Source organism: Pulveribacter sp., from assembly GCF_032079985.1.
Taxonomy (GTDB): Bacteria; Pseudomonadota; Gammaproteobacteria; order Burkholderiales; family Burkholderiaceae_C; genus Melaminivora.
The window spans coordinates 375,412-398,220 of the sequence record NZ_DAMATK010000001.1 but is presented as its reverse complement, the minus strand read 5'-3'; the positions used below and the strand labels follow the sequence as shown (position 1 = coordinate 398,220).

General features: G+C 68.3%; 20 protein-coding genes. 14 read left to right on the top strand and 6 right to left on the bottom strand.

What is annotated here, in order from left to right:
• Positions 1–18: 18 nt before the first annotated feature.
• Positions 19–1,395 (top strand): peptidylprolyl isomerase, encoded by a 1,377-nt coding sequence (locus RT282_RS01820; protein WP_313311449.1) that lies wholly within the window; start codon positions 19–21, stop codon positions 1,393–1,395.
• Positions 1,395–2,213 (top strand): 16S rRNA (adenine(1518)-N(6)/adenine(1519)-N(6))-dimethyltransferase RsmA, encoded by an 819-nt coding sequence (rsmA, locus tag RT282_RS01815; RefSeq protein ID WP_313311448.1) that lies wholly within the window; start codon positions 1,395–1,397, stop codon positions 2,211–2,213. Before RT282_RS01820 ends, rsmA begins: the two co-directional genes overlap by 1 nt.
• Positions 2,214–2,581: 368 nt before the next feature.
• On the opposite strand, the gene RT282_RS01810 is transcribed toward rsmA, so the two are convergent.
• From RT282_RS01810 to RT282_RS01795, 4 genes are all read right to left on the bottom strand, one after another.
• Positions 2,582–3,010, bottom strand: a complete 429-nt coding sequence (locus RT282_RS01810) for a barstar family protein (RefSeq protein ID WP_312302499.1) — start codon at positions 3,008–3,010, stop codon at positions 2,582–2,584.
• Between the two features lie 142 nt (positions 3,011–3,152).
• Positions 3,153–3,551 (bottom strand): ribonuclease, encoded by a 399-nt coding sequence (locus RT282_RS01805; RefSeq protein ID WP_313311446.1) that lies wholly within the window; start codon positions 3,549–3,551, stop codon positions 3,153–3,155.
• A gap of 123 nt (positions 3,552–3,674) precedes the next feature.
• Positions 3,675–5,993: an NADP-dependent malic enzyme gene (locus RT282_RS01800; RefSeq protein WP_313311445.1), complete on the bottom strand. Its 2,319-nt coding sequence runs from the start codon at positions 5,991–5,993 to the stop codon at positions 3,675–3,677.
• 265 nt (positions 5,994–6,258) lie between these two features.
• Complete coding sequence (locus tag RT282_RS01795) at positions 6,259–7,614, bottom strand: aspartate aminotransferase family protein (protein ID WP_313311444.1); 1,356 nt, start codon at positions 7,612–7,614, stop codon at positions 6,259–6,261.
• 113 nt (positions 7,615–7,727) lie between these two features.
• Between RT282_RS01795 and RT282_RS01790 the strand changes: the two genes are divergently transcribed.
• Together RT282_RS01790 and RT282_RS01785 are read left to right on the top strand one after the other, a co-directional pair.
• A complete protein-coding gene (locus RT282_RS01790) occupies positions 7,728–8,681 on the top strand; it encodes a LysR family transcriptional regulator (RefSeq protein ID WP_313311442.1) in 954 nt (317 codons plus the stop codon).
• Between the two features lie 92 nt (positions 8,682–8,773).
• Positions 8,774–9,076: a flagellar basal body protein gene (locus RT282_RS01785; RefSeq protein ID WP_313311440.1), complete on the top strand. Its 303-nt coding sequence runs from the start codon at positions 8,774–8,776 to the stop codon at positions 9,074–9,076.
• 21 nt (positions 9,077–9,097) lie between these two features.
• Here the strand turns inward: RT282_RS01785 and RT282_RS01780 are convergent, their stop codons facing one another.
• Positions 9,098–9,994, bottom strand: a complete 897-nt coding sequence (locus RT282_RS01780) for a LysR family transcriptional regulator (RefSeq protein WP_313311439.1) — start codon at positions 9,992–9,994, stop codon at positions 9,098–9,100.
• A 125-nt stretch (positions 9,995–10,119) separates the two neighbouring features.
• Between RT282_RS01780 and RT282_RS01775 the strand changes: the two genes are divergently transcribed.
• The 5 genes from RT282_RS01775 to RT282_RS01755 all read left to right on the top strand — a co-directional run bounded on the left by RT282_RS01775 (position 10,120) and on the right by RT282_RS01755 (position 17,109).
• A complete protein-coding gene (locus RT282_RS01775; protein ID WP_313311437.1) occupies positions 10,120–11,505 on the top strand; it encodes an acyclic terpene utilization AtuA family protein in 1,386 nt (461 codons plus the stop codon).
• Positions 11,506–11,657: 152 nt separating this feature from the next.
• Positions 11,658–12,008 carry a hypothetical protein gene (locus RT282_RS01770; RefSeq protein ID WP_313312572.1) on the top strand — a complete coding sequence of 117 codons (351 nt, stop codon included), beginning with the start codon at positions 11,658–11,660 and terminating at the stop codon, positions 12,006–12,008.
• A 47-nt stretch (positions 12,009–12,055) separates the two neighbouring features.
• Positions 12,056–13,048, top strand: a complete 993-nt coding sequence (locus RT282_RS01765) for a tripartite tricarboxylate transporter substrate binding protein (protein ID WP_313311435.1) — start codon at positions 12,056–12,058, stop codon at positions 13,046–13,048.
• 166 nt (positions 13,049–13,214) lie between these two features.
• On the top strand, positions 13,215–15,326 hold the full coding sequence (locus RT282_RS01760) for an alpha/beta hydrolase domain-containing protein (RefSeq protein WP_313311434.1): 2,112 nt from the start codon (positions 13,215–13,217) through the stop codon (positions 15,324–15,326).
• A gap of 181 nt (positions 15,327–15,507) precedes the next feature.
• Positions 15,508–17,109 carry a tannase/feruloyl esterase family alpha/beta hydrolase gene (locus RT282_RS01755; protein WP_313311433.1) on the top strand — a complete coding sequence of 534 codons (1,602 nt, stop codon included), beginning with the start codon at positions 15,508–15,510 and terminating at the stop codon, positions 17,107–17,109.
• Between the two features lie 275 nt (positions 17,110–17,384).
• On the opposite strand, the gene RT282_RS01750 is transcribed toward RT282_RS01755, so the two are convergent.
• Positions 17,385–17,651, bottom strand: a complete 267-nt coding sequence (locus tag RT282_RS01750) for a DUF2061 domain-containing protein (RefSeq protein WP_313311432.1) — start codon at positions 17,649–17,651, stop codon at positions 17,385–17,387.
• Between the two features lie 172 nt (positions 17,652–17,823).
• On the opposite strand from RT282_RS01750, the gene RT282_RS01745 reads away from it, so the two are divergent.
• The 5 genes from RT282_RS01745 (at position 17,824) to RT282_RS01725 (ending at position 22,806) form a co-directional block, all read left to right on the top strand.
• Positions 17,824–18,873, top strand: a complete 1,050-nt coding sequence (locus tag RT282_RS01745; protein ID WP_313311431.1) for an SPFH domain-containing protein — start codon at positions 17,824–17,826, stop codon at positions 18,871–18,873.
• A 75-nt stretch (positions 18,874–18,948) separates the two neighbouring features.
• Positions 18,949–20,442 (top strand): DUF4178 domain-containing protein, encoded by a 1,494-nt coding sequence (locus RT282_RS01740; protein WP_313311430.1) that lies wholly within the window; start codon positions 18,949–18,951, stop codon positions 20,440–20,442.
• 31 nt (positions 20,443–20,473) lie between these two features.
• Positions 20,474–20,695, top strand: coding sequence for a DUF350 domain-containing protein (locus tag RT282_RS01735; protein ID WP_313311429.1), 222 nt, complete (start codon positions 20,474–20,476; stop codon positions 20,693–20,695).
• Between the two features lie 71 nt (positions 20,696–20,766).
• Positions 20,767–21,039, top strand: a complete 273-nt coding sequence (locus tag RT282_RS01730; protein ID WP_313311428.1) for a VF530 family protein — start codon at positions 20,767–20,769, stop codon at positions 21,037–21,039.
• A gap of 120 nt (positions 21,040–21,159) precedes the next feature.
• Entirely contained in the window at positions 21,160–22,806 is a 1,647-nt protein-coding gene (locus tag RT282_RS01725; RefSeq protein ID WP_313311426.1) for a site-specific DNA-methyltransferase, read from the top strand.
• Positions 22,807–22,809: the final 3 nt, after the last annotated feature.

Sequence of the window (22,809 nt, the reverse complement as noted above, 5' to 3'; positions counted from 1 at the left end):
ACGCACCCTGACTCCGCCATGAAACACCGCGCTTTGTCCCTGGGCCTGGCCTGCCTGTCGGCCCTCGCAGCAACGCTGGCCAGCGTGCCCGCACAGGCGCAGGGCCTGCGCCTGCCCTCCGGCACGGGCACCCTGCCGGTGGGCAGTGCGCCTGCCGGCGGCGTACGCGCCGCCGACTACATCGTGGCCGTCGTCAACTCCGAACCCATCACCAACAACGAGGTGCGCCAGCGCGCCGAGCGCGTGGCCCAGCAGATGGCCGGCCAGGCCCTGCCGCCGCCGGGCGCCATGGCCAAGGAGGTGCTGGAGCGTCTGATCATGGAGAAGGTACAGGTGCAGCTGGCCCGCGACAGCGGCATCAAGGTGGACGACTGGGCCGTCGACCAGGCGGCCGAGAACGTGGCGCGGCAAAACAGTGTCAGCACCGACGAGATGTACCGCCGCCTGGCCGCCGACGGCATCAGCCGCGAGCGCTTTCGCGAAGAGCTGCGCAGCCAGCTGCTGGCCCTGCGTGTGCGCGAGCGCGACGTGGAGTCGCGCGTGCGCGTGAGCGAGCTGGACGTGGACCAGTACCTGCGCGAGCAGCAGCAGCAGGCCGCCGGCCCGGCCGCGACCGCGCTGAACCTGGGACACATCCTGATCCGGGTGCCCGAGGACGCCTCCCCCGTCCAGGCCGCGGAGCGCGAAAAGCGCGCCCGCCAGGTCGCCGAGCAGCTACAGGCCGGCGGCGACTTCGCCGCGCTGGCGCGCCAGTATTCCGATGCCCCCGAGGGCAGCCAGGGCGGCGCGCTGGGCCTGCGCCCGGCCGACCGCTACCCCGAGCTGTTCGTGAGCGCCACCCAGGGCACGGCCGTGGGCGGCACGGCGGGGCCGGTGCGCTCGGCCGCGGGTTTCCACATCCTGAAGGTGCTGGAGCGCAGCCGCGCCGGCGCCGTGCCGGCCATGGTGGTGCAGAACCACGCGCGCCACATCCTGCTGCGGCTGCAGCCGGGCCTGACCGAGCGCCAGGCGGCCGAGCGGCTGGAGGAGCTGCGCGACCGCGTGGCCAGCGGCCGCGCCGACTTCGCCGAGCTGGCGCGCGAGTATTCGCAGGACGGCAGCGCCAAGAATGGCGGCGACCTGGGCTGGGCCTCGCCCGGACGCTATGTGCCCGAGTTCGAGGAAGTGCTGAACAGCCTGTCGCCCGGCGAGATCAGCCAGCCGGTGGTCTCGCGCTTCGGCGTGCACCTGATCCAGCTGCTGGAGCGGCGCGAGGCCAAGCTGACCCAGCGCGAGCAGCGCGACATGGTGCGCGACGCAGTGCGCGAGAAAAAGCTCGACGAGGCCTTTGCCAACTGGCTGCAGGAGGCGCGCGCCCGTGCCTACGTGGAATACCGCGAGCCACCCACGCTTTGATGGCCCGCAGTAGCAGCCCCAGCAACAGCAAGCCCGTGTCCGCCGCCAGCCGCCCCCACGTCGCGCGCAAGCGCTTCGGCCAGCACTTCCTGTCCGACGCCGGGATCATCGACGCCATCGTGCGCGCCATCGGCCCGCGCCCGGGGCAGCCGATGGTGGAGATCGGCCCCGGCCTGGCGGCGCTGACGCAGCCGCTGGTGGAGCGCCTGGGCCGGCTCACGGTGATCGAGCTGGATCGCGACCTGGCGGCGCGCTTGCGCCAGCACCCCCAGCTGCAGGTCATCGAATCCGATGTGCTGAAAGTGGACTTTGCCCAAGTGGCGCAAGCGCTGGGCGCTCCGAAATTGAGAGTGGTGGGCAACCTGCCCTACAACATCTCCACGCCCATCCTGTTCCACCTGCTGGGGCACGTGGAGGCCATCGAGGACCAGCACTTCATGCTGCAAAAGGAGGTCATCGACCGCATGGTGGCCGCGCCCGCCACGGCCGCCTATGGCCGCCTGTCGGTCATGCTGCAGTGGCGCTATGCCATGGAGGACGTGCTGTTCGTGCCGCCCGAGGCCTTCGATCCGCCCCCGCGGGTGGACAGCGCCGTGGTGCGCATGGAGCCCCTGGCCCAGCCCCCGGCGGTGGACGTGACCCTGCTGTCCGAGCTGGTGCAGGTCGCCTTCAGCCAGCGCCGCAAACTGCTGCGCCACGCCCTCGCTCCCTGGCTGCAGGCCCGCGGCTACACCGGCAGCTTCGACATGCAGCGCCGCGCCGAGGAAGTGCCCGTCCACGAATACGTGGCACTGGCGCAAGCTTTGCTCCCAAAATAAGAGCTACCAGCGCTTACCCCATAAGCGCTAGAGTCGATTTTGAATCGACATTCACCACCCGACCTCGCCAAACCAGCAGACGCCGTGGATCCGGCTCCGCCGGTCCACCAGCGTCGTCCCCCTTCCCGAATGGCGCAGCCATTCGAGAGAAGGGGGAAGCGGCGAAGCCCCTCAGGGGGATGTTCCGATCTACGCTGCAGCCAGCCAGTAGCTGGCGTTGAAGGGGCTGCTCATGCGCAGCGCCAGCGGCGTGACGTCCAGCGGCATGTCGCCGCCTTCCAGGGGGATCTCGATGCTCATGGCCTGTTGCGTGACGCTGCTGGGCGTCTCGCTGGCCCGTTCCGCCTGGCCGGCGGATGCGGAACGGGCTACAGAAAAGAATAGAAGCAGCGGAAGGCGATCTTGCGGTCCGCCCAGTAGTCGGCCGCCTCGCGGAACACGTCCAGCAGCTGCTCGCGCACTTCCTTGTCGAACTTCGGCGTGACCGGGATCTGGTCCAGCACCAGCACGAAGCCGGGCTGCGGGCCGCACTTGTGCAGCGGATCGGTCAGGCAGTCGTACAGCGCGTCGAAGTTCTTGCCGAAGTGCGCCGGGAAGGTGAACTGCGAGGCGATCAGCTCCAGCACGTCCTGCTTGGTCTGCGCGTGCGCCAGGTTGGCGTACAGGAAATGGTGGCCCAGGGTGCGCGCAGTCTCCTGCAGGTCGTGCACCCGGAAGGCGCGGATGGACTGCACGATGTTGGGGCGCACTGCGCGTAACAGGGCTTCCTGGTCCTTACTACGAAGTGGCGTTTGCATCTCCGTTGCTCTTTCTCTCAGAGGTCCACAAAAACAGGCATGCGCCGGCGCACGCTGTACGCATGCGCCGGCGGATGGGTGATTTCAGTGCGGCTGCCCCACAGGGCGCCGCACGTGGCCGCAGCAGGCAGAGGCTGCGCGGTCACGGCGTGATTTCCCGGAAGCTCGCGTAATGGTCGCCGCTGTAGTAGCAGGTATCGGGTGTGCGCGGCGCGCCGCCGCACACGATGCGCCGGGCGCCTCGGTGACGCACGCCGGGCGTGCGTACCGTGTACTCCCGCCAGTAGCCGCGCTTCTTGATCGGCAGCAGCCGTTCGCGGTTGCCGAAGACCGTGCCGTCCTTGTCGTAGGGAAAAGGACCGCCCGCATGGATCAGCGCATAGGTGGCGCGCCCCTGGGCGGGCAGGTCGGACAGGGCGATGGATACGCTGGCTGCGGCAAAGGAGCGCGCCGACGAAACAACCGGCGCCAGCACGACCGCAGCACCCACAGCGCACGCCATAAACGCCTTGCACGCCGCAAGGGCACCCGCCTTGAACATCCACGATACCTTTCAAAAACTTCGGGTTAACCCGAAATTTCGACCCGGTAGTGTGACAAAAAGGGCGGACAAAGGCAAGCGCCTGCCCAAAAAACGGGCAGCGCGCGTGCCTTTTGTGCTTTTCTAGCGGCTGGTGTTGGCGTCGGCCACCGTCAGCGCCGTCATGTTGACGATGCGTCGCACCGTGGCGCTGGGGGTCAGCACCTGCACCGGGGCGCCGGCGCCCAGCAGCATGGGGCCGATGGCGATGCCGCCGCCGGCCGCGGTCTTGAGCAAGTTGTAGGAGATGTTGGCCGCGTCGATGTTGGGCATGACCAGCAGGTTGGCGCTGCCCGACAGGGTGCCGTGCGGCATCAGGGCGGTGCGCTCCTTCTCGTCCAGCGCCACATCGCCGTGCATCTCGCCGTCCACCTCCAGCCAGGGCGCCTGCTCGCGCAGCAGCTCCAGGGTGCGGCGCATCTTCACGGCGCTTTCATGGTTGCTGGAGCCGAAGTTGGAATGGCTCAGCAGCGCCGCCTTGGGGCGGATGCCGAAGCGCATGATCTCCTCGGCCGCCATGACGGTGATCTCGGCCAGCTGCTCGGCCGTGGGGTCGTAGTTGACGTGCGTATCCACCACGAAGACCTGGCGGTCTGGCAGCAGCAGCGCGTTCATGCAGGCGTAGGTGTGGGCGCCCGCGCGCTTGCCGATGACCTGGTCGATGTAGTTCAGGTGGTGCACCGTGTGGCCCCAGGTGCCGCAGATCAGGCCGTCCACCTCGCCCTTGTGCAGCAGCATGGAGCCGATGAGCGTCAGGCGCCGGCGCATCTCGATTTTTGCGATCGGCACCGTCACGCCGCGCCGCTCGGTCATGCGGTGGTAGGTCTGCCAGAAGTCGCGGTAGCGGTGATCGTCCTCAACGTTCACCACGTCGTAGTCCACGCCCTGCTTCAGGCGCAGGCCGAACTTTTCGACGCGCTGGGCGATGATGGCTGGCCGGCCGATCAGCGTGGGGCGGGCGATGCGCTCGTCCACCACGATCTGCGCGGCGCGCAGCACGCGCTCCTCCTCGCCCTCGGAGAACGCCACGCGTTTGGCCGGAGCGTTCTTGGCCACCATGAAGATGGGCTTCATGATGGTGCCGGAGGCGTACACGAAGGTCTGCAGCTGGTCGCGGTAGGCGTCCATGTCGGCCACGGGGCGCTGGGCCACGCCGGAGTCAGCTGCCGCCTGGGCCACGGCCGGGGCGATCTTCATCATCAGCCGCGGATCGAACGGCTTGGGGATGAGGTAGTCAGGGCCGAAGGCCAGGGGCTCTCCGGCATAGGCCGCGGCCACCACCTCGCTCTGCTCGGCCTGGGCCAGCTCGGCGATGGCATGCACCGCGGCGATCTCCATCTCGGTGGTGATGGTGGTCGCGCCGCAGTCCAGGGCGCCACGGAAGATGTAGGGGAAGCACAGGACGTTGTTGACCTGGTTCGGGTAGTCGGTGCGGCCGGTGGCGATGATGGCGTCGCCGCGCACCTCCTTCACGTCCTCGGGGGCGATCTCGGGATTGGGGTTGGCCAGGGCGAAGATCAGCGGGCTGGCGGCCATCTTGGCCACCATGTCCTTCTTGAGCACGCCGCCGGCGGACAGGCCCAGGAACACGTCCGCGCCCTCGATCACCTGGCTCAAGGTGCGCAGGTCGGTGGCCTGGGCGAACTGTTCCTTGTCCTCGTCCATCAGCTCGGGCCGGCCCTGGTAGACCACGCCGGCGATGTCGGTCACCCAGATGTTCTCGCGCGGCAGGCCCAGCTTGACCAGCAGCCCCAGGCAGGCCAGCGCCGCGGCACCCGCGCCGGAGGCCACCAGCTTGACCTGGGCGATGTCCTTGCCTGCCACCTTCAGGCCGTTGAGCACGGCCGCACCCACCACGATGGCCGTGCCGTGCTGGTCGTCGTGGAAGACCGGGATCTTCATGCGCTCGCGCAGCTTGCGCTCGACGTAGAAGCAGTCCGGCGCCTTGATGTCTTCCAGGTTGATGCCGCCAAACGTCGGCTCCAGGCTGGCGATGATCTCGACCAGCTTCTCCGGGTCCTTCTCGTCGATCTCGATGTCGAACACGTCGATGCCCGAGAACTTCTTGAACAGGACGCCCTTGCCCTCCATGACCGGCTTGCCGGCCAGCGGGCCGATGTCGCCCAGGCCCAGCACGGCCGTGCCGTTGGTCACCACGCCCACCAGGTTGCCGCGGGCGGTGTAGCGGAAGGCGGCCGCCGGGTCCTTGACGATCTCCTCGCAGGGCGCGGCCACGCCGGGCGAATAGGCCAGCGCCAGGTCGTGCTGGTTGATCATCTGCTTGGTAGCAGCAATGGTGATCTTGCCGGGCTGGGGAAACTCGTGGTACTCGAGGGCCGCGCGGCGCAGCAGGGCGCGCTTGTCGGTGGCAGAAGGGGATGAGGGTGCCGTGGTGTCGGGCATGCGGGCGTCTCCAGCGTCGGGAAAAGGGATGCGCTGCACGGCCGCCAGGCCCGGGCCACCGGGGCCCTGCGTGGCGAGCGGTACAGGGGAAAGCATTGTAGGAGCGGGCCGTGCCGCGCCTCTACGCCGCCCCGACCGTGCCGGGGTGAAACACCTTTGCCGCCCAGACGCCCAATCCCCTCGGCCAGCCTGCAATGCCCATCAATGAAGAAGGCTTCCAGCGCTTGTGCAGCAAGCGCTGGAAGCTATCAAAAGCGAAGCACTCTCAGGCCGTTTCGGCCAGCGCGTCGCCCAGGGCGTTGACCAGCCGCTCCAGCTCGGTCTCGGTGCTGATGAAGGGCGGCGCCAGCTGGATGGTGTCGCCGCCGTAGCGCACGTAAAAGCCCTTGTCCCAGCACTTCATGGCGACTTCATACGGCCGGCGGGCGGGCTCGCCCGGCAGCGCGGCGATGGTGAAGCCCGCGGCCAGGCCGTAGTTGCGGATGTCGGCCACGTGCTTGGCGCCCTTGAGGCTGTGCACGGCCTTCTCGAAGAAGGGTGACAGCGCCTTCACGCGGGCCGGCATGTCTTCCTTGTGCAGGATGTCCAGCACCGCGTTGCCCGCCGCGCAGGCCACCGGGTGGGCCGAGTAGGTGTAGCCGTGGGGAAACTCCAGCATGTACTCCGGCCCGCCAGCGGCCATGAAGGTGTCGTAGATCTCCTTGCTGGCCACGCAGCCGCCCAGCGGCTGGGCGCCGTTGGTCACCTGCTTGGCGAAGTTCATGATGTCGGGCGTCACGCCGAACACCTCGGCGCCCGTCCAGCCGCCGCAGCGGCCAAAACCCGTGATGACCTCGTCAAAGATCAAGAGGATGTTGTTCTGCGTGCAGATCTCGCGCAGGCGCTGCAGATAACCCTGGGGCGGGATGACCACGCCGGCCGAGCCCGAGAACGGCTCGACGATCACGGCGGCGATGTTGCTGGCGTCATGCAGCGCGATCACGTCCAGCAGCTTGTCGGCGAGTTGGCGGCCGTCGGTGTCCGGCATGCCCTTGTGGAACGAGCCCACGGGCGGCTGCGTGTGGGGGATGTGGTCGGCCTCCACGCCCTGGCCGAAAGTCTTGCGGTTGCCCACCATGCCGCCCACCGAGATGCCGCCGAAGTTCACGCCGTGGTAGCCCTTCTCGCGGCCGATCAGGCGCGTCTTGCCGGCCTGGCCCTTGGCGCGCCAGTAGGCGCGCGCCATCTTCAGCGAGGTGTCGGCCGCCTCCGAGCCAGAACCCGTGAAGAACACGTAGTCCAGCCCGGCGGGCGTCAGCTCCTTGATGCGGTTGGCCAGCTCGAAGGAAGCCGGGTGGCCGAACTGAAACGCCGGCGCATAGTCCAGCGTGGCGGCGGCGCGGCCGATGGCCTGGGCCACCTCGGTGCGGCCATGGCCCAGGCCCGAGCACCACAGGCCCGACAGGCCGTCGAAGATCTTGCGGCCTTCCGCATCGGTGTAGTAGGCGCCCTGGCCGCTGACCACCATGCGCGGCTTGGCCTTGAAGTTGCGGTTGCCGGTGAAGGGCATCCAGTGCGCGTCGAGCCAGGCGGCGTCCATGCGCGGGGCGTTGGTGGTTTCGTCGATCACGGCAAAGGACATGGCGCTCTCCAGAAAGGAAGAAAAAAAGGGGAACAGGCAAGGCGGGTGGCCGCATTGTTGGCCGGCGCCATAATCCGTTGAAGCAACAAATATCCACATTCACTTGCTCGTTCATGCAAGTAAAGACCACCCCTCGCCCACGCGCCGTGCTGGGACAGCTCTCCGACATGGACCTGCGCCTGCTGCAGGTCTTCAAGGCCGTGGTCGAGTGCGGCGGCATGGCCGCGGCCGAGCTGGAGCTGAACATCGGCACCAGCACCGTCAGCCGTCACGTGAAGGACCTGGAAACGCGCCTGGGCCTGACCCTGTGCCGGCGCGGGCGCGCCGGCTTCGCCCTGACGCCCGAGGGCCAGCGCGTGTACGAGGAAACGCTGCGCCTGCTGGCCTCGGTGCGCGGCTTTCTGGCCGGCGTGGACGACATCCACGCGCGCATGGGCGGGCAGCTGGCGGTGGCCGTGTTCGACAAGACGGCCAGCAACCCGGCCGCGCGCATCGACGCGGCCATCGCGGCCTTTTGCACGCAGGCGCCGCACGTGCAGCTGCAGCTGCACGTGGGCTCCATCAACGCCATCGAGCGCGGCGTGATCGACGGCAGCTACCAGGTGGGCATCATTCCCGCGCACCGCAGCTCGCAGAGCCTGGCCTACGCCGACCTGTTCGGCGAGACCATGCTGCTGTACTGCGGCGCCGGCCACCCGCTGTTCGGCGCGGCGCACGATGCGCTGGACTGGGACGCGCTGCGCGCCTATCCCTTCGCCGGCCTGGGCTACCACTCGCCCAACATGGAGCTGAGCCACCAGGCGCGCCTGCAGCGCAGCGCCACCGGCTTCGACCAGGAGGCCATCGCCACGCTGGTGCTGTCCGGGCGCTTCCTGGGCTTTCTGCCGGACCACTACGCCGAAGGCTTCGAGCGGTGCGGCCGGCTGCAGGCGGTGCAGCCCCAGCGCTTTCGCTACCAGTGCCAGTTCGTCAGCGTGATGCGGCGCCCGCCCCAGGCGCCGCGCGCGGCGCAGCTGTTCCAGGACTGCCTGCTGCAAGCCCATGCCCCGCCGGCAGGATCTGCATGAAATATGCCTCCAGCCCTTTCCCAGCAAGCGATGGCAGCTATTGAAACAAGAGCGTTTCAGTTGCCCCGCCAGCGGCCGATAACAAGGGGACCATGCCCTCCATCCTCCCCGCCGCCGCCAGCGGCCTGCAGGCGGCCCAGCTGCGGCTGGCCAGCAGCGCCCACAACGTGGCCAACCTGAACACGCCCGGCTTTCACCGCCAGGAGGTGCAGCAGCAGGCCGAGCCCCGCCCGGGCGGCGTGCGCACCCAGCTGGCCCAGGCCGAGCAGCCCGGCGTGGCGCTGGAGGCCGAGGCCGTGGAACAGATCGCCGCCACCTATGCCTTCAAGGCCAGTGCGCTGGTGCTGCGCACCGCCGATGAGATGGCCGGCGCGCTGCTGGACGAGCGCGCCTGAGCTGCACCCACTCTGCGCCCGTCACTGCGGGCGCTGCGCCAGCACCAGCGCATACAGCGCCTGCGCCGCCACCGACAGGCTCTCGTCGCGCCGGCGCACCAGGTAGATCTGCCGCGTCAACCCGGGCAGCTGCAGCCGGCGCGTCACCAGCCCCGGCTGCTCGAAGTGGAACAGCGACAGTGCCGGCACCACGCTGATGCCCAGCCCCGCACGCACCATGCCCATCACGGTGGCCAGCTGCTCCACCTCCATCAGCGTGTGCATGGCCTGCGGATGCAGGGCGACCTCCAGGTACTGCCGCACGCTGCTGGTGCGGGCCAGGTGGATGAAGGGCCAGGCCGCCAGGTCCTGCGCCGTGATGGGCTTGCGGCGGCGCGCCAGCGGGTGGCCCTGCGGGCAGACCAGGTAGAAGTCGTCGCTGCAAAACGGCTCGGCCTGCAGGGACGGGGTGTCGGCGCGGATGGCGGCCAGGGCGAAGTCGGCGTGGCTGCTGGCCACGCGGTCGATGCAGGGCTCGGACAGCACGTCGGCGATGTCGATCTCGATGCCCGGGTGCGCCGCCCGGTACTGCGCCAGCACGCCCGGCAGCCACCCGGCGGCCAGCGACGGCAGCAGCGCCAGCGCCACGCGCCCGCGCTGCAGCGTGGCGGCGTCACGCAGGGCCGCCAGCGCGCCCGAGATCTCCGCGCGGATGCGCCGGGCGGACTCCAGGAAGTTCTGCCCCTCGGGCGTGAGGTGCACGTGGCGCGTGCTGCGGTCGAACAGGCGCAGGCCCAGGTCGTCCTCCAGCGCGCGGATCAGCGCGCTGAAGGCCGGCTGCGACAGGTGGCTCAGCGCCGCCGCGCGCGTGAAGCTGCGCTGCTCGGCCAGGGCGATGAAGGCGTCGAGCTGGCGGCTGGAGAGGTGGGCGGCGTTCATGGGTCGTGCGATATGCCCGCCAGCTGCGGGCCGATTGATCTGTTATTTGGAAGGATTGATCGGAACAATCGATTTCACAGAATACCGCAGCCTTCCTACAGTGGGCCCAGGAGACAGCGAACGCCATGGCGAACGACAACACAAACCTGCTGGTTGGCTGCGCCGCCGGCTTCTCGGGCGACCGCACCGATGCCGCGCTGCCGGTGGTGCAGGCGCTCATCGCCAGCGGCCAGCCGTCGGTGCTCATCTTCGAGACGCTGGCCGAGCGCACCCTGGCCCTGGCCCAGCTGGCCCGTCGCACCGACCCTGACGCCGGCTACGAGCCGCTGCTGGCCGACCTGCTGCGCCCCGTGCTGGCGCTGTGCCTGGCGCACGGGGTGCGCATCGTCAGCAACTTCGGCGCGGCCAACCCGCCGGGCGCGGCGCGCCGCATCCAGGCCCTGGCGGCCGAACTGGGCATGCGCCCGCCGCGCATCGCCGTGCTGCAAGGCGACGACCTGAGCGGGCCCGCGCACCGGGCGCTGCTGCAGGAGGCGCTGGGCGAGGCCATGCCCACCGAGCCCCTCGTCAGCGCCAACGCCTACATCGGCGCGCAGGCCATTGCCGAGGCGCTGCGCGCCGGCGCCGACATCGTGGTCTGCGGCCGCGTGGCCGACCCTTCCCTGGCCCTGGGCCCGGCACTGGCGCACTACGGCTGGGCGCTTCATGATTGGGACCGGCTGGCGCGCGCCACCATGGCCGGGCACCTGCTGGAATGCGGCGCCCAGGTCACGGGCGGCTACTTTGCCGACCCGGGCTACAAGGACGTGCCCGGCATGGCCCGCCTGGGCTACCCCATCGCCGAGATCGACGCCGACGGCCACTGCACGATCACCAAGCCGCCGGCCACGGGCGGGCGCATCGACGAGCGCACCGTCAAGGAGCAGCTGCTGTACGAGCTGCACGACCCCGCCGCCTACCTCACGCCCGACGTGGTGGCCGACATCACCCAGGCTCAAGTGACCGCCGTGGGCGCCGACGCCGTGCGGCTGGAGGGCGTGCGCGGCCATGCGCGGCCGGCCACGCTCAAGGTCAACGTGTGCTTCGAGTCGGGCTGGCTGGCCGAGGGCGAGATCTCCTACGCCGGCGCCAGGGCCGAAGCCCGCGCCCGCCTGGCCGGCGAGGTGCTGCGCGAGCGCCTGCAGGGCCTGGGCCCGCTGCGCATCGACCTGATCGGCGTGACCAGCATCCTGGGCGACGACGCCAGCCGCTGGCTGGACGAACAACCCGCCGGCGACGCCCGCGACGTGCGCCTGCGCGTGGCCCTGCAGCACCGCGACCAGGCCAGCGCCCAGCGCCTGCTGCGCGAGGTGACCGCGCTCTACACCTGCGGCCCGGCCGGCGGCGGCGGCGTGCGCACCGCGCTGCGCCCACGCCTGGGCACCGTCTCCTGCCTGGTGCCGCGCGAGGCCGTGCCCGTGCGCTACGAGATGGTCGAGCCCGGCACGCAACCCTGCGAGGCACCGCAATGACCAGCACCCCCAACGCTTCGCCCAGCCAGCAACTCCAAAACATGGCGCAACCGGCGCCAGCGGCCGCCGTGCAAGGGCCGCCCCGCAGCACCGGCGGCGTCCCCCCCAGGGGGGAAGGCGCGCAGCGCCTCAGGGGGGGGCTCACTGTCTCGCTGTACCGCCTGGCCCACAGCCGCACGGGCGACAAGGGCAACCGCTCCAACATCAGCGTCATCGCCTGGCACCCCGCGCTGTGGCCGGTGCTGGTCGAGCAGGTCACCGAGGCCGCCGTCGCACGCCACTTCGCGCAGCGCCACCCGCGCCAGGTCACGCGCTACCTGCTGCCGCAGCTGCACGCCATGAACCTCGTGCTGGACGACGTGCTGGACGGCGGCGTGAACGACGCCCTCAACCTCGACAGCCATGGCAAGGCGCTCAGCTACCTGCTGCTGGACCTGCCCATCACCGTTCCCGCCCACTTCGCTCCGTACCTCGCGCCGCACTCCGGCGGGCCCGCGGAGTGACCGCTCCGGCTTTCCTCACCCCATCCATACCTACACCAGGAGACGACATGACCCATTCCCCTTCCTCCAAGCGCCGCCAGGCGCTGGCCGCCGCCTGCGCCGTGCTGGCCCTGGGCGCCCTGCACGCCCCGGCCGCGCTGGCACAGACCTATCCCGCCAAGCCCATCACCTTCGTCGTGCCGTTCGCCGCGGGCAGCGCCACCGACCAGCTGGCGCGCGCCCTGGGCCAGTCCGTCACCACCGACACGCAGCGGCCCGTGGTCATCGACAACAAGGCCGGCGCCAGCGGCATGCTGGCCGCCGCCGCGGTGGCCAAGGCGCCGGCCGACGGCTACACCGTGCTCATCACCACCAACACCACGCACGCGGCCAACGAGCACCTGTACAAGAAACTGTCCTACGACCCGGTGAAGGACTTCGCCCCCGTCACCGGCCTGGGCAAGGGCGGGCAGGTGCTGGTGGTGAACGCCGGCGCGCCGTACAAGAGCGTGGGCGAGCTGCTGGCCTTCGCCAAGAAGAACCCCGGCAAGCTCAGCTTCGGCAGCGGCAGCTCGTCCAGCCGCATGGCCGGCGAGATGCTCAAGCAGCTGGCGGACGTGGACATCCTGCACGTGCCCTACAAGAGCAACCCGCAGGCCATCACCGACCTGCTGGGCGGGCAGATCGACCTGATGATCACCGACACCTCCACCGGCGTGCCCCAGGTCAAGGCGGGCAAGCTGCGCGCCCTGGGTTACTCCACGCAAAAGCGCAGCGCCCAGCTGCCCGACGTGCCCACGCTGGACGAGGCCGGCGTGAAGGGCTACGACATGGGCTACTGGTTCGCCGCCTACGTGCCCGCCGGCACGCCGGCGCCGGTGGTGGCCCGCCTCAATGAGCTGCTGGGCGCCGCCACCAAGAGCGCCGCCGCCAAGAGCTTCTTCGACAACGCGGGCTCGGAGGCCTGGACCAGCACGCCCGCCGAGCTGGCCCAGTTCCAGACCGCCGAGACCCAGAAGTGGGGCCAGGTGATCAAGGCTGCGGGCATCGAGCCCGAGTAAGCCGCGGTCCCGGCGCGCCGGGCCGCCTCCATCGCTTCTTTTCTTCCCCCGGCCTGCCACTCATGGGCAGGCGTGGGCGGAGCCTTGCCGGCGCGGCGAAGAGCTGGCGCCGCGCCTTTCTCAGAGCCGCAGTCAGCGGCCACCCTCTTCCATCCAAGGAGACGACATGCAACTCGGAAAGCTCGCGCTGGCTGCCACGGCCGCGGCAGCCCTCGCCGCCTGTGGAGGCAGCAGCAACGATGACGCCCCGCAAGGCCCCACTTTCAAGCTGGAAATCACCTCCACCGAGGCGTTTCCCGGCAGCTATGGGGAGGTGGGCGAATACGAGCGGCTGACCGGCACGCTCAGCGGAGAGGTGGATCCCAAGGATCCCCGCAACGCCACTATCCAGGACTTGGCGTTGGCGCCCACCAATGCCAATGGCATGGTCGACTACAAAGCCGAGTTCGTCATGTTGAAGCCACGCAACATGGCCAAGGCCAGCGGTGTGCTGCGCTATGACGCGCCCAACCGCGGCAATATTCTGACCATGCTCAACCCCACGGCCACACCCAGCGATGCGGTGTACCTGGAGCGCGGCTACGTGATGCTGTACTCTGCCTGGCAGGGCGACGTGCCCAAGAGCAACCCTGCGCGCCTCACGGTGACAGTGCCCGTGGCGCGCAATCCGGACGGCAGCAGCATCACCGGCCCTTACCGCGCGGAGCTGGTGCCGACCGTTGCGAGCCCCTCGATGGCGCTGCCCGGCGGGGTGTTCAACGGATCCATGATTCCCTACGAGCCCGCCAGCCTGGACAACACGCAGCCCGGCTACTCGCTCACCCGTCGGGCCAACGAAACCGATGCGCGCATTCCCGTGCCTGCCTCGGACTGGAAGTTCGCCACCTGCGACACCGGCGACAACTCCTTTCCCGGCAAGCCCAGCCCCACCAGCGTGTGCCTGAAGGGCGGCTTCGATCCGGCCTATCTGTATGAGCTGGTCTATATGGCCAAGGACCCGAAGGTCATGGGCGTGGGCTTGGCGGCACTGCGCGACACGGTGAGCTTCTTTCGCAGCAAGGCGGCGGATTCCGGCGGCACGCCCAACCCGCTGGCGGGCCACATCACGCACACGCTGGGGCAGGGCACATCGCAGTCGGGTAATGCGATGAAGACCTTCCTGCACCTGGGCTTCAACCAGGCGCTCGATGGCGGCAAGGTGTTCGATGGCCTCTTTGCCCACGTGGCCGCGCGCCAGACGCACATCAATACGCGCTTTGCCGTGCCCGGCGGGGGCGGCGGCCTGCGCACCGACCACACTGCCTTCGGCCAGACCGCGCCGCGCGGACTGGACAAGGACTACAGGGACGACGTCAGCGGCCGGCAAGGGGGCGTGATGAAGCGCTGCGCCGCCACCGACACCTGCCCCAAGTTCTTCCTGGGCCTGTCGGGCACGGAGTTCTGGCAGCTGCAGGGCTCCCCTGTGCTCACCGATGCGCATGGCACGAAGGATCTGGAGCAGCCGGAAAACTCCCGCATCTACTACTACGCCAGCACCCAGCACGGCGGCGCCGGCGGCACGGCCAGCATCAGCTATGCACCCGCGCGAGCCACCTACCCGTCGGGCACGGTGGTGCACTTCAACGACACCTTCCGGGCGCTGTTTCTGAATCTGGAGGACTGGGTGGTGCGCGGCACGCTCCCTCCTGCCAGCCAGGTCCCCAGGATTGACGATGGCACGCTGGTGCGCCCCGAAGCGCTGACGTTCCCTGCCATGAAGGGCCTGACCTGGGCAGTCAACGGTGTGCAGACCCCCATTCCCGAATTCAATTACCGGGGCCTGTACAACAACTTCCCGCTCTTCGATTTCGGGCCGCAGTACATCCCGCAGGACGAATCGGGTATCGCCACCATCCTGCCTCCGCGCGACCTGGGGCGTGACTACGCCATCATGGTGCCGCAAGTGGATGGCTCCACCGGCCTGACCCGCGCCGGCATCCGCAGCGTGGAGGCCCGTGCGCCGCTGGGTACCAGCATCGAGTTCAACTACGTTGCGACGCCCGGCATCACCGACCTGGCCAACCTCGCGGGCAGCTACATCCCGTTCCACAAGACGCGCAACGCACGGCTGGCGGCCGGTGACACGCGACCTTCGCTGGAAGAGCTGTACGGTGACCAGGCGGGCTACGTGGCAGCGGTGACGCAAGCGGCCAATGCGCTGGTGCAACAGCGCTTCCTGCTGCCGCGTGACGCAGAGCTGCAGATCGCGCGGGCCAAGGCCACGGCCGTGCTGCCCTGATTGAGCGACCAGGGCCAACGGGGGCAAGACCGGGCATCGGGGCCGAACAAGCCGCGGCCCCGGCGCGCCGGGCCGCCCCATCGCTTCTTTTCTTCCCCCGGCCTGCCGCTCATGGGCAAGCGTGGCTGGGGGGGAGCCTTACCTGGTTGAACAAACCAACGAGTCAATAGGAGACAAAGCCATGCTCAAGAAAACCCTTCCTGCGGTCTCGATAGTCGCCGCAGCCGTTCTTGCTGCCTGTGGCGGCGGCACCGGTAGCACGAACGCTCCTGAGGCCGCGTTGCCAAAAGCGTGCGACATCGCCAGCTTTGGCAGTCTGGATCTGCGCGGCGCCTCCATCAAGCTGGTAGAGGCTGTCCCTGCCGGCAGCTACCAACCCAACGGCAGCGCCTCGGCCTTGACGGATTTGCCGGCGTTTTGCCGCATCGAAGCCCATGCCACGCCGACCAGCGACTCCTCCATCCACTTCGAAGTCTGGGTGCCGCAGGCGGCCGCATGGAACGGCAAGCTGGTCGCCACCGGCAATGGCGGCTACAGCCCACGGCTGAACTATGGCGACATGGCCTACGCCATGCGCCAAGGCTATGCAGCGATTGGCGGAGATTCCGGGCATACCACCGAAGACATGCTCTGGGGCGTTGGCCATCCCGAAAAAATCAAGGATTGGGGTACGCGCTCTATCCATGCCATCACCCAGCCATCCAAGCAGCTGATCGCCCAATTGCAGGGCAGCGAGGCCAAGCGCGCCTACTACTACGGCTGCTCCACGGGCGGACACCAGGGCTACGCCGAAATCCAGCGCTATCCGGAGGATTTCGACGGCGTCATCGCCGGGGCGCCGGGCAACAACCGGACCCGGCTGAACGTTGAATTCCTCCATCGCTTCCTGTCCAACAGAGCCCCTGGCACGAACTCGCCGGTGATTCTTTCCGCGGCCAAGGCGGGTCTGATCACCACCGCCGCCGTGAAGGCTTGCGATGCGCTGGACGGCGTGACCGATGGCGTCATGGAAGACCCGCGCGCCTGTACGGCGGACGTCTTCAATGTCCAGTCCCTGCAATGCCAGGGCGGCGACGCGGCGGACTGCCTGACCCCCGCCGAAATTGCCGTGGCCCAGAAAATCTATGCCGGTCCGCGCAATCCACGCACCCAAGCTCAGCTCTATCCCGGCCTTCCGGTGGGTACCGAGTCAGGCTGGTCCGCCTACTGGGGCAGCACGGAGCCGGTGCGCGCCGACTACTGGCGTCTGTGGACATTTAATGATCCGCAGTGGGATTGGTGGACCTTCGACTACGACCGGGATGTCCAATTCGCAGATACCGTCATCAGTCCGCTCGTCGATCAGGTCAACCCGGACATTGCCGCCTTCAAGGCGCGCGGCGGCAAGGCCATCGTTTATCAGGGCTGGGCCGATCCCGTGGTCAATGCCGTAGACACCATCGCCTATTACGAGCAGGTGCGCAGCCACCAAGGGTCGCAAGCCGCCACGGATGCGTTTTTCCGTCTTTTCCTGGTGCCTGGCATGGGCCACTGCTCGGGCGGCACCGGCACGGCGAATTTCGGCAACCAAGGAGGCCCCTCGCCTGTCGTGAATGCCGAGCGCGACCTCCTGACTGCCCTGGATCGCTGGGTGGAAGAAGGCACGGCTCCTGACCGTCTCGTTGCGACGCGCATGGAATCCGGTCGAGCCGTACGCACGCGGCCTCTGTGCCCGTATCCGAAGCAAGCCGTGTATTCGGGCACGGGCAGCACTGACGATGCGGACAGCTTCAGCTGCCGATAGCTCTGTGCGGCTGCCCTTCTGAGCAATGGCGGCTGAATCGGCCCTCCGGGCCGGTTCAAACCCACTGCTTCATGCGCACCGCGCGGTTCTCGATGCACCCGCGCAACAAAAGCCGCAGGCTCGCACAGCCTGCGGCTTTTTCATTGAAATAGGGCTTTAGCGCTTACCCAGCAAGCGCGGATAGCTATTTAAACAGGAGCGCATCCAATCACCACGTGCGGGCCAGGCAGGCCAGGTTCCGCGCCAGCCATTCGGTGAACGCAGCGGGGCGGGTGTCAGGCGGCGTGCGCATGGGCGGCCTCCATGAAAGGCTGCGGCTGCGCCCGCCGCCGGCGCAGGGCCCGCTCCCAGGTCTTTTCGTGGAAGAAGAAGGCAAAAGCCTGCACCGTGGGCTCCAGCAGGCTCAGGGTCAGCGAGGCGATCACGTTGCCGGTGACCAGGTAGGCCACGCCGGCCGCCACACAGATGTGGATCACGTAATAGCTGGCCGTCTTCATCAGGGTCAGGCGGTTGTGGTGCAAGGTGGTGCGAATGCGGCTCATGGCGGGCTCCTGGAAACGATTGGTCAAATGATATTTATTCTCATTTGTGTGCGCCAATCAGTTTTGCCTACTCCGGGCATAGCCCCAGCCTGGGCAGTGCGCGCCGTGGCTATCATGGCCGGCTCGTTTTGACTGCCTTTTTTCCTCTTCCTCCACCCGCTCGGGAGCGCACATGGCCCTCATGGACTTCATCAAGAAGCAGTTCATCGACATCCTGCAATGGACCGAGGACAGTGACGGCACGCTGGCCTGGCGCTTCCCCATGGAGGGCATGGAGATCCAGAACGGCGCCACGCTGGTGGTGCGCGCGTCGCAGATGGCCGTCTTCGTCAACGAGGGCCAGGTGGCCGACGTCTTCGGCCCCGGCACCTACAAGCTGACCACGCAGACGCTGCCGGTGCTGACCTACCTGCGCAACTGGGACAAGCTGTTCCAGTCGCCCTTCAAGAGCGACGTGTATTTTTTCAGCACGCGCCAGCAGGTGGACCAGAAGTGGGGTACGCCCCAACCCATCACCATCCGCGACAAGGACTTCGGCGCCGTGCGGCTGCGGGCCTTCGGCAACTACGCCTACCGCGTGGCCGACCCGAAGCTGTTCCACACCGAGATCTCGGGCACGCGCGGCGAATACACCGTGGCCGACCTGGACGGCCAGCTGCGCGGCCTGGTGCTGCAGAACATCAGCAGCGCCATCGCCGCCAGCGGCGTGCCCTTCCTGGACCTGGCGGCCAACCAGGTGATGTTTGCCGACGCCCTGGCGCAGACCCTGCAGCCGGCGTTCGAGCGCATCGGCCTGAAGCTCGAGGGCATGACGGTGCAAAGCCTGTCCCTGCCCGAGGAGCTGCAAAAGGTCATGGACCAGAAGATCGGCATGGGCATGGTCGGCAACGACATGGGCCGCTTCATGCAGTACCAGACGGCCCAGGCCATCCCGAAGTTCGCCGAAGGCGGCGGCCAGGGCGGCGGCGTGGCGGGCGACGCCATGGGCCTGGGCGCCGGCGTGGCCTTGGGGCAGGTGCTGGCGCAGAACCTGCAGCAGGGCCTGCAGCAGCCGCAGCCCCAGGGCGGCGCACCGGCAGCACCGCAGCCCGCGCCCGTGGGCGTGCGGCCCGAGGAGGTCATGGCCACGCTGGAGAAGCTGGGCGAGCTCAAGGCCAAGGGCATCCTGACGCAGGACGAGTTCGACGCGAAGAAGGCCGAGCTGCTGAAAAAGCTCGTCTGACGCTATAAAAACAAGAGCTACCAGCGCTTGACCCATAAGCGCTGGAGGCCAAAAGCACCCACAACTTTCCTGCCCATGGCGAGCAGCGCCCCCCAGCGCCACTACCGCGCGCCCTGCCCCGGCTGCGGGGCGCCGGTGGAATTCAAGAGCGCCCAGTCCACCCACGCCGTCTGCCCCTACTGCCAGAGCACGGTGGTGCGCAGCGGCGACGTGCTGCAGCGCCTGGGCACCATGGCCGAGGTCTTCGACGACCACAGCCCGCTGCAGCTGATGGCCAGCGGCCGCTTCCAGGGCCAGGCCTTCACCCTCATCGGCCGGCTGCAGTACCAGGGCCCGCAGGGCCGCTGGGCGGAGTGGATCGCCCTGCTGCAGGACGGCAGCAGCGCCACGCTGGGCGAGGACAACGGCGCCTACGTCTTCACCCGCCCGGCGGCGCCGGGCCGCGCCCTGCCGGACGCTGCCCACCTGCGCGTGGGCATGACCACCGCGGTGGACGGCGAGCCCTTCAGCGTGGCCGCCAACCTGCAGGCGCAGTTGGTCGCGGCCGAGGGCGAGCTGCCCACCCTGCCGCCGCTGGGCACGCCCTTCCAGGTGGTGGAGCTGCGCAGCAGCGGCGGCGAGGTGCTGTCCATCGACTACGGCACCCAGCCGCCCCAGGTGCAGCGCGGCCGCGCCGTGCGGCTGGAGGATTTGCAGCTGCAGGGGCTGCGCGATGACGCATCGGTGCGCGAGGAGGCAGCGCGCCAGTTCGCCTGCCCCAGCTGCGGCGCGCCGGTGCGCGTGCAGCTGTCCGCCAGCAAGAGCTGCACCTGCCCGTCCTGCCACAGCCTGATCGACCTGAGCGCCGGCATCGGCGGCGAGCTGCGCCACGCCGCGCAGTACGAGCCCGTCGAGCCGCTGATCCCGCTGGGCAGCACCGGGCAGTTCGAGGGCGCGGCCTGGCAGGTCGTAGGCTTTCAGCACCGCACCGGCGTGGAGGCGGGGGACGACGACGAGGAATCCTTCGGCTGGGAGGAATACCTGCTCTACAACCGCCAGCGCGGCTTCATCTTCCTGGTGGACGCTAGCGACGGCTGGAGCCTGGTGCGCCCGACCACCGGTGCCCCCGCCTACAAGCCCGGCGCACACAGCGCGAGCTACCTGGGCCGCCAGTACCGCCTGACCTCCACCTACCGCGCCGAGACCCACTACGTCGCCGGCGAGTTCTACTGGCCCGTGCAGCGCGGACAACAAACCAGCAACAGCGACTTCGCAGCCGTGGACGGCAAGGGCATCCTGTCGCGCGAACAGGCGCCGGGCGAAGTCACCTGGTCGCATGGCCAGCGCATGGACAGCGCCGTGGTGGCCCGGGCCTTCCAGCTGGGCGAGAAGGCCGGGCTGTTCCGCCGCCAGGATGCCGGCCCCGTGGGCGCTGGCGCCGGCATCGGCTGCGGCACCGTGGTGCTGATCCTCATCGTGCTGGTCGTCCTGCTGGTGCTGATGAGCAACTGCTCGGGCTCGTCCGGCACCGGCTACCGCAGCTCTGGCGGCTCGTGGGGCGGCTATACCTCGGGCGGCGGGCACAAATGACGCACACGCAATTTTTCAAGGAGAAATCGCCATGATGGGAATCGAATGGCTCCGGCCCGCGGCCTTCCTCGGGTCCATCCTGTACGCGCTGATCGGCGTGCTCATCTTCTGGCTGTGCTTCTGGCTGATCGACAAGATCACCCCCACCGACCTGTGGGCCGAGATCGTCGAGAAGCAAAACCGCGCCCTGGCGCTGGTCGTGGCGGCGATGTGCCTGGGGATCAGCATCATCGTGGCGGCGGCGATCCACTAGGCCGGGCTTTTGATCCAACCCGCAACGGGCTGCCCGGTTGCACCGTGCGGCCCGCCTGTCTTTCCGTTGCCATGACTCCTACCACCCCACCCGCCCCGCCCGCCCAGCCGCGCAACCCCCTGCATGGCCTGACCTTGGAGGCCATCATCACCGCACTGGTGGCGCACTACGGCTGGCAGGAGCTGGGCCAGCGCATTCCGCTGCGCTGCTTCACCAGCGAGCCCAGCGTGTCGTCCAGCCTGAAGTTCCTGCGCAAGACGCCCTGGGCGCGCGAGAAGGTGGAGGGGCTGTACCTGTTCATGCAGCGGGACCTGCGGCGCAGCCGGGCGCGGCCTGATGCCTAGGCCCCAGGGGCCGGATGGCAGAAGGCGCATGCGAATACGGGAACAATCCCCTGACTGACTACGGCGCCTGTGCCGCCCCTTGGCCGCACCCGACTGTTCCGACTATCTTTCTCCCGCTTCATGCCCACGCTCGACTGGCTCAACCGCGCCACCGCCTTCACCACTGTCGCCCAGGTGCCCTACCGCCTGCTGGACACCGTCTCCACCCACGGCGACGCAGCCACCGCGCCGGACAACCTGCTGATCCAGGGCGACAACCTCGAAGCCCTGAAAGCCCTGCTGCCCTTCTACCGCGGCCAAGTGAAGTGCATTTTCATCGACCCGCCCTACAACACGAAAAGCGCCTTCGAGCATTACGACGACCATCTGGAGCACAGCCAGTGGCTGTCGATGATGCTGCCGCGCCTGCAATTGCTGCGCGAGTTGCTGAGTGAGGACGGATCGATCTGGGTGACCATCGACGACCACGAGGGGCATTACCTCAAGGTGCTGATGGATGAGGTGTTTGGGCGGGGAAATTTCATTTCCACTGTGATTTGGGAGAACTTCTATGGCCGCAGCGGAACGGCTGCTATTTCTCCTGCCCACAACTACATCCATTGCTACTCGCCGTCAGGGGACGCCTGGAAGCACATACGAGGGCTGTTGCCTCGATCAGAAGAAAGCGCTGGCAAATACAAGAACCCTGACAACGATCCGCGCGGGCCTTGGCGTCTCGGGCCGATTTTTGCCCCGGAAGAACGCCACGAAGGATTGATGTACACCATTACGACGCCTTCTGGACGACAGGTGTCGCCACCAAAGGGTAGCCACTGGCGAATGGTTGAATCTGATTTTTGGCGGATGGTTGAAGAAGGGCGCATCAGTTTTGGTGCAAACGGCACCAACAATCCTGCCGTGAAACTTTTCCTTAACGAGGTTCAGGCTGGCGTTGTTCCTCGCAGTATTTGGCCGCACTCGGAAGCAGGGCACACGCAGGACGCAAAGCGTGAAGTGATGGCGCTTTTCCCTGGCGAAACGCCTTTCGGAACCCCCAAGCCAGAAAAGCTTTTACAGAACATCCTCCACATCGCTACCAATCCCGGCGACCTCGTCCTCGACAGCTTCCTCGGCTCCGGCACCACGGCCGCCGTCGCGCACAAGATGGGCCGGCGCTGGATCGGCATCGAGATGGGCGAGCACGCCGCCACGCACTGCCTGCCGCGCCTGGAGAAAGTGATCGCCGGCGAGCAGGGCGGCATCAGCCAGGCGATGGGCTGGCAGGGCGGCGGGGGCTTTCGCTTCGCGCGGCTGGGTGCGCCCATCTTCGACGCCGACGGCTGCATCCACCCGGACGTGCGCTTCGCCACGCTGGCGGCCTTCGTCTGGCAGCAGGAGACGGGCACCGCCTTCGACCCCGCCCAGGGTCGCGCCGGCACGCCCTGGCTGGGCACACACTCTGTTTTTGATAGCTGCTCACGCTTGACCGCTGAGGGCGAGGGGCCGATTTCGCTTGAAACCGCGTCCGAGCCGATGTCGGAGCCCGTCTTGCGCAGCCGCACCGCGTACTACCTGCTGTTCAACGGCATCCTGGGCGACAAGCGCCCCGCCGGCGGCAACGTGCTGACCCGCGCCGTGCTCGAAGCATTGCTGGCGCTGCACGCCGGCACGTCGCACCCCGACGCTCCGCTGGTGGTCTATGGCGAGGCCAACCGCCTGGGCCCCGAGACGCTGGCGCGCGCACGGGTCACGTTCAAGCACATTCCGTATGACGTGAAGGCGAGGTGAGGC

What these genes read in the sequence shown, in the direction of transcription:
- RT282_RS01820 (WP_313311449.1), top strand. Translation starts at nt 19, where the DNA reads ATGAAACACCGCGCTTTGTCCCTGGGCCTGGCCTGCCTGTCGGCCCTC.
- rsmA (WP_313311448.1), top strand. Translation starts at nt 1,395, where the DNA reads ATGGCCCGCAGTAGCAGCCCCAGCAACAGCAAGCCCGTGTCCGCCGCC.
- RT282_RS01810 (WP_312302499.1), bottom strand. Translation starts at nt 3,010, where the DNA reads ATGCAAACGCCACTTCGTAGTAAGGACCAGGAAGCCCTGTTACGCGCA.
- RT282_RS01805 (WP_313311446.1), bottom strand. Translation starts at nt 3,551, where the DNA reads ATGTTCAAGGCGGGTGCCCTTGCGGCGTGCAAGGCGTTTATGGCGTGC.
- RT282_RS01800 (WP_313311445.1), bottom strand. Translation starts at nt 5,993, where the DNA reads ATGCCCGACACCACGGCACCCTCATCCCCTTCTGCCACCGACAAGCGC.
- RT282_RS01795 (WP_313311444.1), bottom strand. Translation starts at nt 7,614, where the DNA reads ATGTCCTTTGCCGTGATCGACGAAACCACCAACGCCCCGCGCATGGAC.
- RT282_RS01790 (WP_313311442.1), top strand. Translation starts at nt 7,728, where the DNA reads ATGCAAGTAAAGACCACCCCTCGCCCACGCGCCGTGCTGGGACAGCTC.
- RT282_RS01785 (WP_313311440.1), top strand. Translation starts at nt 8,774, where the DNA reads ATGCCCTCCATCCTCCCCGCCGCCGCCAGCGGCCTGCAGGCGGCCCAG.
- RT282_RS01780 (WP_313311439.1), bottom strand. Translation starts at nt 9,994, where the DNA reads ATGAACGCCGCCCACCTCTCCAGCCGCCAGCTCGACGCCTTCATCGCC.
- RT282_RS01775 (WP_313311437.1), top strand. Translation starts at nt 10,120, where the DNA reads ATGGCGAACGACAACACAAACCTGCTGGTTGGCTGCGCCGCCGGCTTC.
- RT282_RS01765 (WP_313311435.1), top strand. Translation starts at nt 12,056, where the DNA reads ATGACCCATTCCCCTTCCTCCAAGCGCCGCCAGGCGCTGGCCGCCGCC.
- RT282_RS01760 (WP_313311434.1), top strand. Translation starts at nt 13,215, where the DNA reads ATGCAACTCGGAAAGCTCGCGCTGGCTGCCACGGCCGCGGCAGCCCTC.
- RT282_RS01755 (WP_313311433.1), top strand. Translation starts at nt 15,508, where the DNA reads ATGCTCAAGAAAACCCTTCCTGCGGTCTCGATAGTCGCCGCAGCCGTT.
- RT282_RS01750 (WP_313311432.1), bottom strand. Translation starts at nt 17,651, where the DNA reads ATGAGCCGCATTCGCACCACCTTGCACCACAACCGCCTGACCCTGATG.
- RT282_RS01745 (WP_313311431.1), top strand. Translation starts at nt 17,824, where the DNA reads ATGGCCCTCATGGACTTCATCAAGAAGCAGTTCATCGACATCCTGCAA.
- RT282_RS01740 (WP_313311430.1), top strand. Translation starts at nt 18,949, where the DNA reads ATGGCGAGCAGCGCCCCCCAGCGCCACTACCGCGCGCCCTGCCCCGGC.
- RT282_RS01735 (WP_313311429.1), top strand. Translation starts at nt 20,474, where the DNA reads ATGATGGGAATCGAATGGCTCCGGCCCGCGGCCTTCCTCGGGTCCATC.
- RT282_RS01730 (WP_313311428.1), top strand. Translation starts at nt 20,767, where the DNA reads ATGACTCCTACCACCCCACCCGCCCCGCCCGCCCAGCCGCGCAACCCC.
- RT282_RS01725 (WP_313311426.1), top strand. Translation starts at nt 21,160, where the DNA reads ATGCCCACGCTCGACTGGCTCAACCGCGCCACCGCCTTCACCACTGTC.